The organism is Bacillus sp. 17RED48 (assembly GCF_019837545.1).
GTDB lineage: Bacteria > Bacillota > Bacilli > Bacillales > Bacillaceae_G > Bacillus_A > Bacillus_A wiedmannii.
Genome location: NZ_JADAXG010000004.1, coordinates 518,869 through 533,055 on the forward strand (window position 1 = coordinate 518,869; position 14,187 = coordinate 533,055).

A 14,187-nucleotide genomic window follows, 5' to 3' on the forward strand; every position below is an offset into this window, starting at 1 on the left:
AAAAAAGCTAGCAATGCTAGCTTTTTTATAGTTCTATATGTTCTTCTTTATTTACAGTAATTCCTCTATGATCGATTTCTAGCTCACACACTTTCATAGACGTAAATACTCTCGCTAACTGTTCAGCAATTTCTTGACGTTTATCATATGGCGTTAATATAAAAATAGATGGACCTGCACCACTAAGCGCTGTGCCGTATGCGCCAAACTCTTTTGCACATTTACGAATTGAGGGTAATAGCGGTACGAGTTCTAAACGATACGGCTCGTGAAAATGATCTCTTTCCATCATTTCCCCTACAACTTCCCACTTCTTTTGACAAAACGCAGCTACTAATACGTTGCTGATTGCACTAGCCTTAACTGCTTCATGAAAAGGAAACACATCTGGTAATACAGATCGGCTTTCCTCTGTATTTAACTCTTCATTTGGAATAAGAGAAATTACACCTAATTCCTTACTTTCAATTCTTACAACCGAAACATTCTTTCCATCAAGTGCTCCGATTACAGTTCCTCCTAATATAGAAGCCGCAACATTATCTGGATGCCCTTCAAAATTTGTTGCAATTTGAACTTTTTGATCAGTCGTTAAGTTCAAATTACCAAGTTGATTCGCAAGCTCTATCCCTGCTACAATTGCTGATGCACTACTTCCTAGACCTCTTGTAAGCGGGATATTACCAGTAACTTCTATTATTTGAGGTGATAAAGAAGGACATACTTTACATGCCGTGCTAACGATTAAATTTTTATCGTCTGTCGGAATTGATTCTTCAAAGGAATGGATTACTTGCCATCTATCAGCTTTTTCTTTTACCACCACATCTAAATATAATGACAAAGCTATTCCTACTGAATCAAATCCTGGTCCAACATTCGCTGTACTAGCAGGAACACGAATACTTAATGGTATCACGACATAATCACCCCTTTAATATGCTCTTTAATTTGTTCTATATTATTTGAAACACTTGCAATGTCTAATGTATTAGAAGAAATTGCGATATCAGGATCTTTCAAGCCGTTTCCAGTTAAAATTGCAACAACTGTCTCTCCTTTTTTGATTTTTCCAGATTGAACATGTTTAATTACACCTGCTAATGAAGCATTTGATCCCGGCTCAGCGAAAACCCCTTCCGTTTTTGCTAATAATCTATACGCATGTAAAATTTCTTCATCTGATACCATATCTATTTCACCGTGAGACTGTTCAGCAGCCTCTACTGCATATGACCAACTTGCGGGGTTACCGATACGAATCGCTGTTGCAATTGTTTCAGGTTCTTCAATGACATGTCCTTTTACAATAGCAGCTGCTCCCTCCGCTTCAAATCCGTGAATTCTTGGCTTCTTATAGCCTTTTTCTTTCTCATATTCACAGAAACCTTTCCAGTACGCTGTAATATTCCCAGCATTCCCAACAGGAATCGCTAAAACATCTGGTGCACTTTGCAACTGGTCACAAATTTCAAATGCTGCTGTCTTTTGCCCTTCAATTCGATAAGGATTCACTGAGTTTACTAATGTAATCGGCTCTTCCGCAGCAATATTTCTTACAGCCTTAAGTGCATCATCAAAATTTCCTTCTATTGAAATGATTTCAGCTCCGTAAGCGACTGCTTGCGCTAATTTTCCATGTGCAATCTTTCCTTCCGGGATTACGATTATACATTTCATTCCAAGGCGTGCCGCGTATGCTGCGGCCGATGCTGATGTATTACCTGTTGATGCACAAATGATTGCCTCTGACCCTTCTTCTTTCGCCTTCGCGACTGCCATTACCATACCACGATCTTTAAAAGAACCTGTCGGATTCGCTCCTTCGTACTTACCGTATAACTTAATCCCTAATTGTTTTGATATATTTAATAGCGGAATAAGAGGTGTATTTCCTTCCATTAAGCTAACATCAGGTGTATTTTCATTCACCGGTAAATAAGAAGCATACTGTTTTAATAATCCTTTATACATATTGTTTTTCCTCCTCAATAATGTAATAACTGTTTATTTCACTTGCGACATCTTCTATCGCTCCTAGTACTCGTTGAAATTGATACTTTGAAGTTTGATGTGTCACAACAACGACTTCTGCAAGTTCGCGATTTAAAGGTAATTGAATCACTTCTTTTAAACTTACAGAATAATTAACGAAACATTCTGTTATTTTTTGCAACATCCCAGGTTCATCTCGTAATGAAATACGTAAGAAATATTTCGAAACGACTTCTTCATCCCCTTGTAACTCATATGGCTCTGGTTCTTTTAACGCACTTTTACTTTTCGGAACTTGATTCATATTTTTAACGATTGAAATAATATCACTTACTACAGCAGAACCAGTTGGTAACTTCCCAGCTCCAGGCCCGTAAAACATTACTTCTCCTACTGCTTGACCGTGAACATATACTGCATTAAATTCATTATTTACATTCGATAATGGATGATGACTTGGTAAAAGAGTCGGTTCTACACTTAAATGAATGGCTGACCCTTGTTTCTCTGCTTTACCAATTAATTTCATAGTAAATCCTAACTTTTCAGCCATTTGTAAATCTTCTTTTTCGACCTTTCGAATCCCTCTTACTTGCACATCATCTAAAGAAACATTCATCGAAAAACCTAAGTTTGCAAGAATGGCTACCTTTCTCGCCGCATCTAACCCATCTACATCCGCTGTTGGATCCGATTCTGCGAAACCTAATTTTTGCGCTTCCTGTAAAGCCTCTTCATACGACCATCCCTTTTGACTCATCTTTGTTAACATGTAATTTGTTGTTCCATTTACAATTCCCATTATTTTTTCAATTTGATCTGAAGCTAATCCGTCTGTTAATCCTCTTAACACCGGAATACCGCCCGCTACACTTGCTTCATAACATAGATCACAATCATTTTCGTTCGCTAATTGAAGAAGTTCTGCACCGTATACAGCCATTAAATCTTTATTTGCTGTCACGACATGTTTCTTATTTCGTAAAGCCTTAACAATATGTTGCTTTGCTTCTTCAATTCCGCCCATTACCTCTACTACAATATCAATATTTGAATCATTTAGAACTTCATCAACATGACTTGTTACTACGATCCCATCAATGCAAACATCACGTTCTTTTTCTAAGTCACGTACAACGACTGTCTTTACCTTCACTTCATACCCTGTATCAAGTGCAATTTTTTTATAATGTTCTTTCAAAATATGGACAACACCACTTCCGACCGTACCTAAGCCTAACACTCCAATATTAATAACGTTATTCATCTTCTAATCTCCTCCTACAATTTTATTTTTTATCTCTATCAATCACCTTGCTCTGTTTTTTAATCATGCAGGTGGTGGTTATTTCCGTACGTACAAATCGTTTCATGTTACAGCACCTCCTTTCAAAGTAATAAAAAAACACACTCATCCCTAGGAAAGGGACGAATGTGTTTTCGTGGTTCCACCCTTGTTCCAATCCAGACTTATTTCCTTCTAGATTGCTCAAGTTCAGATAACGGCTGATTCCGTCAATAATTACTAGATTACTCGTTCACTATTGAAGTTCAAAGGTGGTAAAATCATTTCTCGTGTTAGGAAGCTCACACCCTTGGCTCCCCTCTCTGTAAACCGTAAAAATGATTCCGTGTCCTTATCGTTACTTTTTCGTTCATGTTTATTTGTTAACTCATTATACTCGTATAAACAACAAAATCAATACTATTTTTTAATTATTTTTAATTTTCAATCTCTAATTCCATAAAAAAACACACTCATCCCTAGGAAAGGGACGAATGTGTTTTCGTGGTTCCACCCTTGTTCCAATCCAGACTTATTTCCTTCTAGATTGCTCAAGTTCAGATAACGGCTGATTCCGTCAATAATTACTAGATTACTCGTTCACTATTGAAGTTCAAAGGTGGTAAAATCATTTCTCGTGTTAGGAAGCTCACACCCTTGGCTCCCCTCTCTGTAAACCGTAAAAATGATTCCGTGTCCTTATCGTTACTTTTCGTTCATGTCTATTTGTTAACTTATTATAGTTATCAACTTTTTAAAAAGCAAGCCTATTTTTACTAACTATTTTCAAGATACTATTTTATTATATTTCACAATAACATTATGTAACTACCTCTCGATTTACCTATTTCATTATTTCTCCAGTTTGTAAATCAACAGTTCATATATAAATATTCCATTCCAAAACGATTAGAAATCCGCCTTTAAAAATATATTACTAAAGTTTTTTTCAATACAATCTTTTCGTATAACTTTCTTCTAAAGAACGTGCAATATCTTCTTCTGAAGCATTCACTTTCGCATGCTCCAACAACATTTTTGCTGCTGAAGGTAACTCTTTTTTATTTAGCCATGACTCTGAATCCCACATCTTAGAACGAATAAAAGCTTTTGCGCAATGAATATAGCATTCCTCTATTTCAACAACAATTCCAAGTAACGGATTGCGTCCATTTGCCTGCATTTCTTGCAAAATTTCTTCATCGTTTGTAATGAATGCTCGGCCGTTTATTCGGAGTGTCTCCCCAAGACCAGGGATCAAAAAGAGTAACCCTACGTGCGGATTTGAAATAATATTCAAAATGGAGTCTATACGACGGTTGCCTGGTCTTTCTGGAATGATAATTTTATTATTATTTAATACGTATACAAATCCAGGTGCGTCTCCTCTCGGCGAAGCATCACACTCTCCTAATTTATTTGCAGTAGATAATACTAGAAAAGGAGATTTAGACAGAAAATCTATGCAATGATGGTCTAATGATGAAATAACTTTTTTCAAAGCTCGCTCACTTGGTCGCCCCAATATTTTTCGTAACTCTTCCTCTGTTGAAATAATCGATTTTATTTCCTTATTCTCTATCCCCACTTATACCCACCCCTTTTTCTTTATTTTCCCAAAATCCAATACAAATATTGTATAATATAATTGGCAGAAAGGGGAATTTAAATGACAGAGTGGTTAACAATATTTGATACTGAAAATAATATACTTGGGAAGAAATTACGTGATGAAGTGCATCGCGACGGTGATTGGCACGAAACATTTCATTGTTGGTTTGTAGAAAAAGATGCTGAAGATATGTTTTTATATTTCCAATTACGCTCTAAAAATAAAAAAGAAGCTCCGGGTATATGGGATATTACTTCAGCTGGACATATTATGCATAATGAAGATGTACAAATTGGCGGTCTTCGTGAAATTGAAGAAGAACTAGGGCTTTTCTTTCAAACTACCGATTTAGCATACAAAGGAATCTTTAAAATAGATTATGAAATTTCAAATCTTACTGATCGTGAATTTTGTCATATGTATTTTCATAATGTCATCAATACACTTCCATTTGCACCAGGTGAAGAAGTAGACGATGTGATGAAAATACATGCAACTCCTTTTCTACAACTATTAAAAAGAGAGATTTCATCTTTTACGGCTATTTCTGTTTTAAGCAATACACCGATAACGATAACATTTGAAGATATTTATCCGTATGATCTTGCATACTATGAATTCGTTGTAGAACAAGGAAAAGAATTACTAAAAAATAATAGTTTATAAATAAAATAGGAGTCCCATTTTAAAGTACTTGGGACTCCTATTCTTTATCCTGCTATTTGCGTGCAATAAGAATCCCACCTCAAATTTCTGTAAATGCAATGAGTGAGTTTGAAGTCGGGCGCCCGTACGAGTGGGCTAATAATCAGTAGATAACAGACACAATCCGAGTGATTTAAAATCCATTTTATTTTCTCTCTTTCGATGTCTGGAACATACTTGGCAGCGTTACAAAGCGTGCCCCTTTCGTTTTTAACTGCGGAATAATCTTGTCTAGCGCCTCTACAGATCCTTGTAAATGCCCGCCTGGAGTTGAATGCTGAAGTATGACACTACCTGGAAATGAATTCCCTAACACATTATTTGTAATCGTATCAGCGCTTACTCCTTTCCAATCAACCGTATCAACACTCCATTGTACAATCATAAAATTTTGCTCTGTTGCCCACTTCAATTGATTTTCAAGTATTTCACCGTATGGCGGACGAATAAATTTCGGTGCATAACCAGCTAAACGATTTAATATTTCTTCTGTTTTTATAATTTGATTACGATACTCCGCCTCATTTACTTTCGCTAAATTTGGATGGCTGTACGTATGATTACCAATTACATGCCCTTCATTTGCAATACGTTTTACTACATTCGGATACTTTTCTGCGTTTTCACCAAGCAAGAAGAAAGTCGCCTTCACATTATGTTGTTTTAACTTATCTAAAATTTTCGGCGTAAATTCTAAATCTGGTCCATCATCAAATGTAAGAGCGACTTCCGCTTTATTGTACGACCCTGAAAATGCATACGCATATTTTTCGACCCAAGAAAATGGTGTCCACGATCCACGCTCATATACTTTCATTTGTACTGTATAGTTTTGAGGGATATATGCGTATGGCAATGAGCTTATATAGTCTCCATAATAAAATGAGTGATATGGCATATAGGCGTACGAAACATCTCGTTCTAGTCCCCATTGATATGGGGCAAACATTTCTGACGAATAAAAATAATACATGATAAAAACCTCCCTAAAATTTCATATGTGATTCATCTGCACTTTGTTAGAGAAATTATTATTCATGAACAAAAATAAGACTGTCCATAATTAGGACAGTCTTACTGCTTTATACAATTAATAAATCGATGCACTATCTTTCGGCAAAGCTTTTACATGTTTTAAATAGCCTGTCACTCTGTCATCATCACCTTGCGGGTATTGATACCCATATGTGTTAGCAATTTCGTTCGCAACTTTTCTAAATAAATCGCCCATTACAAAAAATGACTCCCATATGTTTTCATATTCAGCATCCGAATAGGTCCGTTTAAATTGCTCCCACATATCTTTTTCAATATATTGCTCGAAAAGCTTTCCAAACTTCCCTACATTAACTGTAAAGTCTGTTTTCATACCAATATGCCATTCTAACATTACGATAAACATATCCCGCACCGGGCCATCAAGTATTCCTTTCGCATAAGAAAGTTCTTCTCTCCATAGTCCTTTTGCCACATTCGTACTACACCACCAAAATTCATTACAGCAATCTAAAAACTCTTTTTCTGTAGGCTTTTTTATTAAGTAGTCTTTATCGCTTGCTGGTGGAAATTCATCAATACAATCATCTTTATCCAGAAGCAGTTCACTTAAACTATCTTGTCCAACAAACTTATTTATCAAATCAAATGGAACGAGCGTTAAATCAATTCGATTTCCATCCATAAACTGCATTAAATACGGAAATTTCCCGTCTTCGTCCGCTGGAACTAATGACATTTCTTCTGGCATTTGTACAATCATTATTTCTCCAAATCTACGTATCCAATTATGATTAGACGTAAAAGATTGTATATCATTTACAACATACATAATATCATAGTCTTGAAAACAATCTTTTTTCACATTTGGATTTACACGTGATCCATTCATGATGACAGCTCGAATTCTTTCATCCTCTTTTGCTGTATTAATAATTAAGTCTAGCATGTCTTTTTCAGTTCTCATCTATTCCTAACCTCCAATTTTTATATAAGCTTATATTTTCAAGTATATTGGAGGTCCACGAGCTAGCTGTGTTGTACACGATACATGTTATAATTTTTGAAACATCTTTTTCATTTTCTCTCCTCCTATTTTTTTATATCTATTCTTCTAAATCGTTCACATACAAGCAATATATCATCAGAAAAATCATGACCCACTTCATTCAATTTACTTCTGAAATATCTTTCATGGATCTCCTTCCAATTTTTATAGCTTTCATCCCCTTCAGCAATTGCAAATTCTTCTGTAATTTCATTCATAGGTACTATTGTTACTTCAATCGTCTTTACAATTGCTACCGGATTTTCATCGTGATCCAAAATAACAGAGTAGTCCTCTGTAGTTGGTAACGGTATATTCTTTAATTCATAGAAGAGATATGCAGAACAAGTTGCGGTTTTCGTTCCGTCAACTACTTGCTTAGCAAGACGATTTGGGGTATCACCAAATTTCCATGCACTCACCGATTTTGGTATCTCAGCATCTTTCCAATACTCCGTCCAGTATTGTTGCGCTGCTTCATTCATTATCTCTCACTCCCCTAAACTCTACTATAAGTGTAATAGACTTTCGAACCGTGTCACTCTTTTACGACTGCCATTACAAACCCATCGTATCCTTTACTTCCGACAGTTTGAAGCGCAGTAGCACTTACACGTGGCTCTGCAGCTATTAATTCATAGAAGCGACGTATCCCTTGTATGCGAGGATCGTTACTCGTATTGTCAATAACTTCTCCTTCACGTACTACGTTATCACCAATAATTATAGTACCAGGGCGTGATAGTTTCAGTGCCCATTCAAAATAGGTAGGGTTATTTTGTTTATCAGCGTCTATGAAAATAAAATCAAAAGGTTTATAATTCTCATTTTCGATTTGCTGTAAAGAATCTAAAGCTAATCCTGCTCGCACTTCAATTATATCATTCAAATTTGCACGCTCAATATTGCTACGTGCAATTTCAGCATGCTTTTCACTTGCCTCCAATGTAACAACTCTGCCTCCAGGTGGCAATCCCCTTGCAAGCCATATCGTGCTATATCCACCTAGAGTACCAATTTCCAAAATGTTTCGAGCTCCTTGAATTTGTACTAATAGTTGCAAAAACTTCCCTTGCGTTGGCGATACATCATGTGCTGGTAAATTAGCTGCAGCGTTTGCTTGAAGTACTTCTTCTAATGTAGAATCTTTCGGTATTAATACATCACTCACATATTGATCAACAGCCGTCCATTTCTCAATCGTACTCATGTAAATACCATCCCTTTCAATACTTTTCTACTATTCACATTTGATTATACCGAAAATTCCGTCTCATAAACAAAAATAAAGAAGGGACATCTACTCCATTACAGAATAAATATCCCTTCTTTTGTTTATACATTTATCCCTTACGGATTAGTAGACCAAAGTCCTGCTGATTTAATAAATGTACGTTTATTTAATTTCAGCTGCGCTACGATAAACTCTGCAATATCTTCTGCTTGCATTACTTTATCTGGATTCCCATCAGTTAATCCTAAATCTACAGCCATATCAGTTGCTACAGTACTTGGAGTTAAAGCTGTTACACGAATGTTATGTTTGCGAACTTCCATCGCTAACGATTCCGTTAAGCCAAGAACACCAAATTTAGAAGCACTATATGCACTTGTTACAGGTGCACCTTTTTGTCCTGCTGTAGATGAAATGTTAATAATATCACCAGATTGTTGTTCAATCATGCTTGGTAAAGCTGCACGAGTTGCATAGTATACACCCATTAAGTTTACTTGAATGATTTTTTCCCAATCAGCAACATCTAGTTCTAAAAACTTACCGAATTTAGAAATACCAGCGTTATTAATTAAAATATCGATAGATCCTAAACCATTTTTTAACGTTTCAATTGCAGTCGTTACCTCTTCATATGAAGATACATCAGCAGTCGCAATAACAGCTTTTACGCCTTCTGCTTCTACTTCTTTCGCTACAGCTTTTAAGTTTTCTTCTGAACGAGCTAAAAGACCTACATTTACGCCCTCTTTCGCTAATGCGATCGCTACAGCACGACCAATCCCTCTACCTGCTCCTGTAATTAAAGCATTTTTACCTTGTAATAATTCTGCCAAGTATAACACTCCTTAATCATCTCAGTTATGTATTATATTAAAATTGTATCTGTGTTTATGTAAAAAGGCAATGATGCACTTTCATGTGCGTAGGTTACTTATAGGTAACTATGGAAAGTTTTTATTGATAAGTCTCATGTTTTTGCCATAATTCATGTAAAATAAAAATAAATCCTGCATAGGAGAGTGCATGTGTATGAAAAGAAAAAAATGGTTCTTATCACTAACTGCAGTCGGACTATGTATCATATTTTTGGCTATGTACTTTATATTTGGTAATCCATTACATTATAAAGTAATAGAAAAAGATACTAGCGACTACCTCTATACTATAAAAGGCTATAAGCAAAAAGAAATACAAAGCATAACCGGAAAATATACTCTCATTTATAATATCGGCTATTATGCAGAGGTCGTATATAAAGACGAACCTTATTTTACATACTCTTATACATACGATAAGAATAAGAAAATAATACAAGACAACGGCATTTTAGGAAGACATACTGAGTCATTTGAAAGTCTTAATTTAAACTGGTCATTGTTTGACGAGTTAGTAGACGGTATTCATACAAACCTGCAAAAAAAGAGGTTTAAGTGAAAAGAAAGATTATTCTATACGCTACGTTCAATTCATTGATATCGATAATGATAAAAACGGTGCAGAAGCATATGTTGACTTTAAGAAAGATAAAAAATCAGATTATTCACACCGTATGAATAACGAAGGAAAAGCTTATCAATATAGTTGCAGTAATGGAAAATGTATTTTTAAAGAGAAATAGTGTTAGAAGATATCCTCCTAACACTATTTCTCTTCAGAATTTGGAATACAAACAATAAATTCTGTCCCATTCCCCTCTTCACTCTCGACTTTTATTTTTCCTTGATGAAGGTCGAGTACCTTTTTTACGATAGCTAAACCTAATCCACTTCCTCCATAAGTACGATTTCGTGAAGAGTCCGCTTTATAAAAACGCTCAAAAATATGTTGTTTCTGTTCTTCAGATATACCAATTCCAGTGTCACGAATACGTATTTCTACGAATTTCTCATGTTCTTGTAACTGAATTGTAATTGTGCCACGACTTGGAGTAAATTTAATACTATTATGAATTAAATTAATCCACACTTGACTCATACTTTCTTGATCGGCAGTTATATGCACTTTTTCTAAATCAAGGTCTAATTCAATTTCTTTTTCAGCCCAGAGCGGTTCACTATTTAACACAATTTGCTTTAACTGTTGATCTAATCGATAAGTCGCTTTTTCTGGTGTATACTCCTCTGACTCTAAAAGAGTTAGTTTCAGTAAATTTTGGCTTAGTTTAGATAATCTCGTCGTTTCCGTTTCAATAATGGTAAGATAATGCTTTCTTTTTTCCTCCGAAAGATTGTTATCTTGTAGTGCTCTAGCAAATCCTTTTATAGAAGTTAAAGGTGACTGTATTTCATGAGAAACATTCGATACAAATTCCTGGCGCATTTTCTCCATCGCATTCAGTTCATCTGTCATATCATTTATACTTTTTACGAGTACACCAATTTCTCCATCATACTTTTCTTCATTTCGTATTTTTACGGAGAAGTCTCCTTTTGCAATTTTTTGTATCGGTTCAATAATAGTCCAAATCATTGCCTCTCGTTTTGGTCTCATTAATATCCCAATCAATGTCCAGATAAGAACAATAAATATAAAACCGACCATATCACTAATTAGAAAGGCAACAAACGACGATACGTTTACTTCAAAAGCATTCAATATACTAGTTGCTACATAAAATGCGATAGACCAAATTATAGTGAGAAAAGAAAAAAGCGCTAATACCGCTCCCGTTACTTTCAACATCTTCACCTTACTCATTCGTTTTCTTTTCCTCATTTACTTACCTCTAAGCGATACCCTAATCCTCTTATCGTTTTAATACTAAATTTCGATTTCTCTTCTTGAAACTTCTCACGTAGACGATTAATATGAACATCCAGTGTACGTTCATTCCCTTCAAAATCATATCCCCATACATCTTCAATTAACTGCTCTCTCGAACATGTTCTTCCTGCTTTAGAACCTAAAGTAAAGAGCAATTCGAATTCTTTTAGCGGTAATGTGACCGTTTGTTCTCCGGCTGTAACTTCAAATGTTTTACGATTTAACAGTACATTCCCAATTTGAATCGATTGCGACACTGTAATTTGGTAACGTTTCAATAACGCCTTAACTCTCACTACTAGTTCTATAGGATCAAATGGTTTTACAAGATAATCATCGGTGCCAAGGTGAAATCCTTTTACTTTTTGAGACGTTTCCCCTTTAGCAGTTAGCATCAAAATCGGAATATCATAGTACTTCCTTAATTCAAAACATACATCAAATCCATCCATATTTGGCATCATAATATCAAGAATAACCATATCAACTTTTACTTCGTCTATTTTCTGAAGTGCATCTAGTCCATCAATTGCCTCATATGTTTGAAAACCTTCTCGTTCTAAAAATACAGAAACAAGTTCTCTAATATGCGGATCATCGTCTACTATTAAAATGTTAGGTATCAAAGAAACCATTTCCTTTCTAATTCGCATCCTTTATAAAACTTTTAAAAATGAATCATTAGTGGAGTAAAAACCCCACTGATGATTCATTTTATAATACGCCCTCTTTAATTTTCAATTGTTGCGTTGCAAATTCACGATACATATCATGTGTCTGTAATAATTCATCATGTGTACCACTTCCTGTAAGATTCCCTTTTTCTATAAAGATAATTTTATCTGCATCCACAACAGTAGAAAGTCTATGTGCAATAACTAACGTTGTTCTGCCTTTCATTAAGTTATTTAACGCTTTCTGAACGACAGACTCTGATTTACTATCTAGACTTGAAGTTGCTTCATCTAACATAAGAATTTGTGGATTTCGAAGTAACGCTCGAGCAATCGCAATTCGTTGTCTTTGCCCTCCTGAAAGCTTCACACCACGTTCTCCAACTTCTGTTGCGTATCCGTTTGGCAAATCATGAATAAATGCATCAACATATGCCATCGCTGCTACTTTTTCAATTTCTGCATCTGTCACTTCACCCTCAACACCGTAGCAAATATTATCACGAATTGTCCCATCGATTAACGGACTATCTTGTGAAACGTAACCAATTTGACGTCGCCATGATTGCAATGAATAACTCGTAATTGAGTCTTTTCCTAATTTAATAGCACCGCTAGTTGGCTCGTAAAAACGTTCTAATAGTGAGAATAACGTCGTTTTCCCGCTACCACTTGGTCCTACGATTGCTGTTACTTTTCCTGATTCAATTGTGAAATCAATATTCTTTAAAACTTGCTCTTCTTCGTTATACTCGAAATGTACATTTTCAAGAACGATCGGCTGCTTAGCATTTGTGACCTTCACACCAGTTTCATGATCTTCTACTTCATATTCTAAAATTGTATTAATTCTTTCCGTTGCACCAATCGCCTTTTGAAATTGTGTAAAGAACATAGATAATTGACTCATTGGCATTATAATTTGAACTAAATATAAAATAAACGCTACTAGTTCTCCTGTTGTTAATGCACCGCTAGAAACTCGCATTCCACCATACCCTACGATAATAACAAGCAATGCCATTAAAACAAACGACATAACTGGTGAAATTAACGCTTGCACTTTTCCCTCTTTCAAACCAAATTGTAATAGCTTTTCAATACCTTTATTTCCAGTTTCATATTCCTTTTTTTCTGTGTTCGAAGATTTCACTAAACGAATTTCTGATAACACTTGTGTTAATACACTAGTAAAAGATGCTGTTTCATCTTGAAGTGCTTTTGAAATTTTATACATTTTTCGTCCAAGCGGAACTAAAATGAGTACTGATAATGGAATAACCGTTAAAAGTAAAAGTGTCATTTTCCAATCTAAAACAAATAATACAATTAATGATCCAACAATTGAAATACCGCCTGTTAATAAATTTGACAAATGCTCAGAAATTAACGTTTTCACAACTCCTGTATCATTTGTCATACGACTAATTGTATCGCCTGTTCTATTTTGATCATAATAAGTTACCGGTAAAATAAGCACCTTTTTCCACAAACGTTCTCTCAGTCCAGCTACAATCTTCTGTCCAATATAATTTAATAAATATATAGACAATCCTGCAGCTATAGTTTGCATAATAAAGAATGCAACTAGCCCAACAATTTGCCCTGTACTAATTGAAGAAAGTGAAAAATTATCTACTAACCCCTTCGTTAACATCGGAATAAATAAACTCGCTCCCGTAGAAAGCAAACTCATTAATAATGCAAAAGCAAGAATCCCTTTCGGAGGATTTGTATCTTGAATAAGGCGTAAAAACTGCCTCCAGCTCCCTTTTTTCTTCATCTCATTTCTAACTTCCATTCCTGTTCATCTCCTCGTGTTAAACCAAACTGTTCTTTCTAAAAATAGAATACAATACGAATGTAAACTGA

The 14,187-nt window shown here is 35.3% G+C and carries 13 protein-coding genes, 1 pseudogene and 2 other annotated features; of the genes and pseudogenes, 2 read left to right on the forward strand and 12 right to left on the reverse strand.

The features are described 5' to 3' along the window. Window positions 1-25 precede the first annotated feature (25 nt). From thrB to ILT06_RS19735, 4 genes are all read right to left on the reverse strand, one after another. Window positions 26-919, reverse strand: coding sequence for a homoserine kinase (thrB, locus tag ILT06_RS19720; RefSeq protein WP_048559639.1), 894 nt, complete (start codon window positions 917-919; stop codon window positions 26-28). Continuing rightward, window positions 916-1,974: a threonine synthase gene (gene thrC / locus ILT06_RS19725; RefSeq protein WP_064474236.1), complete on the reverse strand. Its 1,059-nt coding sequence runs from the start codon at window positions 1,972-1,974 to the stop codon at window positions 916-918. Before thrC ends, thrB begins: the two co-directional genes overlap by 4 nt. Continuing rightward, the gene (locus tag ILT06_RS19730) at window positions 1,967-3,262 is read right to left on the reverse strand and encodes a homoserine dehydrogenase (RefSeq protein WP_064474237.1); all 1,296 of its coding nucleotides are present in this window, start codon (window positions 3,260-3,262) and stop codon (window positions 1,967-1,969) included. The genes thrC and ILT06_RS19730 overlap by 8 nt, the downstream gene beginning before the upstream one ends. A 154-nt stretch (window positions 3,263-3,416) precedes the next feature. Continuing rightward, window positions 3,417-3,648 (reverse strand) — a binding site (T-box leader). Window positions 3,649-3,763: 115 nt separating this feature from the next. Then, window positions 3,764-3,995: a binding site (T-box leader), on the reverse strand. A gap of 234 nt (window positions 3,996-4,229) precedes the next feature. Further along, entirely contained in the window at window positions 4,230-4,868 is a 639-nt protein-coding gene (locus ILT06_RS19735; RefSeq protein ID WP_098354699.1) for a pyridoxamine 5'-phosphate oxidase family protein, read from the reverse strand. An 81-nt stretch (window positions 4,869-4,949) separates the two neighbouring features. Between ILT06_RS19735 and ILT06_RS19740 the strand changes: the two genes are divergently transcribed. After that, window positions 4,950-5,558, forward strand: coding sequence for an NUDIX hydrolase (locus tag ILT06_RS19740; RefSeq protein ID WP_064476339.1), 609 nt, complete (start codon window positions 4,950-4,952; stop codon window positions 5,556-5,558). Between the two features lie 184 nt (window positions 5,559-5,742). Here the strand turns inward: ILT06_RS19740 and ILT06_RS19745 are convergent, their stop codons facing one another. The 5 genes from ILT06_RS19745 to ILT06_RS19765 form a co-directional block, all read right to left on the reverse strand. Next, window positions 5,743-6,570, reverse strand: a complete 828-nt coding sequence (locus ILT06_RS19745; protein WP_064476340.1) for a peptidoglycan-N-acetylglucosamine deacetylase — start codon at window positions 6,568-6,570, stop codon at window positions 5,743-5,745. 117 nt (window positions 6,571-6,687) lie between these two features. Further along, the gene (locus ILT06_RS19750) at window positions 6,688-7,560 is read right to left on the reverse strand and encodes an aminoglycoside 6-adenylyltransferase (protein ID WP_064476341.1); all 873 of its coding nucleotides are present in this window, start codon (window positions 7,558-7,560) and stop codon (window positions 6,688-6,690) included. Between the two features lie 125 nt (window positions 7,561-7,685). Further along, window positions 7,686-8,126, reverse strand: coding sequence for an ASCH domain-containing protein (locus ILT06_RS19755; RefSeq protein ID WP_064476342.1), 441 nt, complete (start codon window positions 8,124-8,126; stop codon window positions 7,686-7,688). 53 nt (window positions 8,127-8,179) lie between these two features. After that, window positions 8,180-8,851, reverse strand: a complete 672-nt coding sequence (locus ILT06_RS19760) for an O-methyltransferase (RefSeq protein WP_064476343.1) — start codon at window positions 8,849-8,851, stop codon at window positions 8,180-8,182. A 140-nt stretch (window positions 8,852-8,991) separates the two neighbouring features. Then, entirely contained in the window at window positions 8,992-9,711 is a 720-nt protein-coding gene (locus tag ILT06_RS19765) for a 3-ketoacyl-ACP reductase (RefSeq protein ID WP_000818985.1), read from the reverse strand. Window positions 9,712-9,907: 196 nt separating this feature from the next. On the opposite strand from ILT06_RS19765, the pseudogene ILT06_RS19770 reads away from it, so the two are divergent. Further along, window positions 9,908-10,496, forward strand: a pseudogene (locus ILT06_RS19770) (DUF3139 domain-containing protein). Between the two features lie 23 nt (window positions 10,497-10,519). On the opposite strand, the gene hitS reads toward ILT06_RS19770, so the two are convergent. The 3 genes from hitS to ILT06_RS19785 all read right to left on the reverse strand — a co-directional run bounded on the left by hitS (window position 10,520) and on the right by ILT06_RS19785 (window position 14,116). After that, complete coding sequence (gene hitS, locus ILT06_RS19775) at window positions 10,520-11,593, reverse strand: envelope stress sensor histidine kinase HitS (protein WP_064476344.1); 1,074 nt, start codon at window positions 11,591-11,593, stop codon at window positions 10,520-10,522. Next, entirely contained in the window at window positions 11,590-12,267 is a 678-nt protein-coding gene (hitR, locus tag ILT06_RS19780) for an envelope stress response regulator transcription factor HitR (protein ID WP_064476345.1), read from the reverse strand. Before hitR ends, hitS begins: the two co-directional genes overlap by 4 nt. Before the next feature lie 88 nt (window positions 12,268-12,355). Further along, on the reverse strand, window positions 12,356-14,116 hold the full coding sequence (locus ILT06_RS19785) for an ABC transporter ATP-binding protein (RefSeq protein WP_064476346.1): 1,761 nt from the start codon (window positions 14,114-14,116) through the stop codon (window positions 12,356-12,358). Between the last annotated feature and the right edge of the window lie 71 nt (window positions 14,117-14,187).

Coding starts and splice junctions, on each gene's coding strand:
- ILT06_RS19760 (WP_064476343.1), bottom strand. CDS start 8,851: ATGAGTACGATTGAGAAATGGACGGCTGTTGATCAATATGTGAGTGAT.
- thrC (WP_064474236.1), bottom strand. CDS start 1,974: ATGTATAAAGGATTATTAAAACAGTATGCTTCTTATTTACCGGTGAAT.
- ILT06_RS19745 (WP_064476340.1), bottom strand. CDS start 6,570: ATGTATTATTTTTATTCGTCAGAAATGTTTGCCCCATATCAATGGGGA.
- ILT06_RS19750 (WP_064476341.1), bottom strand. CDS start 7,560: ATGAGAACTGAAAAAGACATGCTAGACTTAATTATTAATACAGCAAAA.
- ILT06_RS19785 (WP_064476346.1), bottom strand. CDS start 14,116: ATGGAAGTTAGAAATGAGATGAAGAAAAAAGGGAGCTGGAGGCAGTTT.
- ILT06_RS19755 (WP_064476342.1), bottom strand. CDS start 8,126: ATGAATGAAGCAGCGCAACAATACTGGACGGAGTATTGGAAAGATGCT.
- ILT06_RS19730 (WP_064474237.1), bottom strand. CDS start 3,262: ATGAATAACGTTATTAATATTGGAGTGTTAGGCTTAGGTACGGTCGGA.
- hitS (WP_064476344.1), bottom strand. CDS start 11,593: ATGAGGAAAAGAAAACGAATGAGTAAGGTGAAGATGTTGAAAGTAACG.
- ILT06_RS19740 (WP_064476339.1), top strand. CDS start 4,950: ATGACAGAGTGGTTAACAATATTTGATACTGAAAATAATATACTTGGG.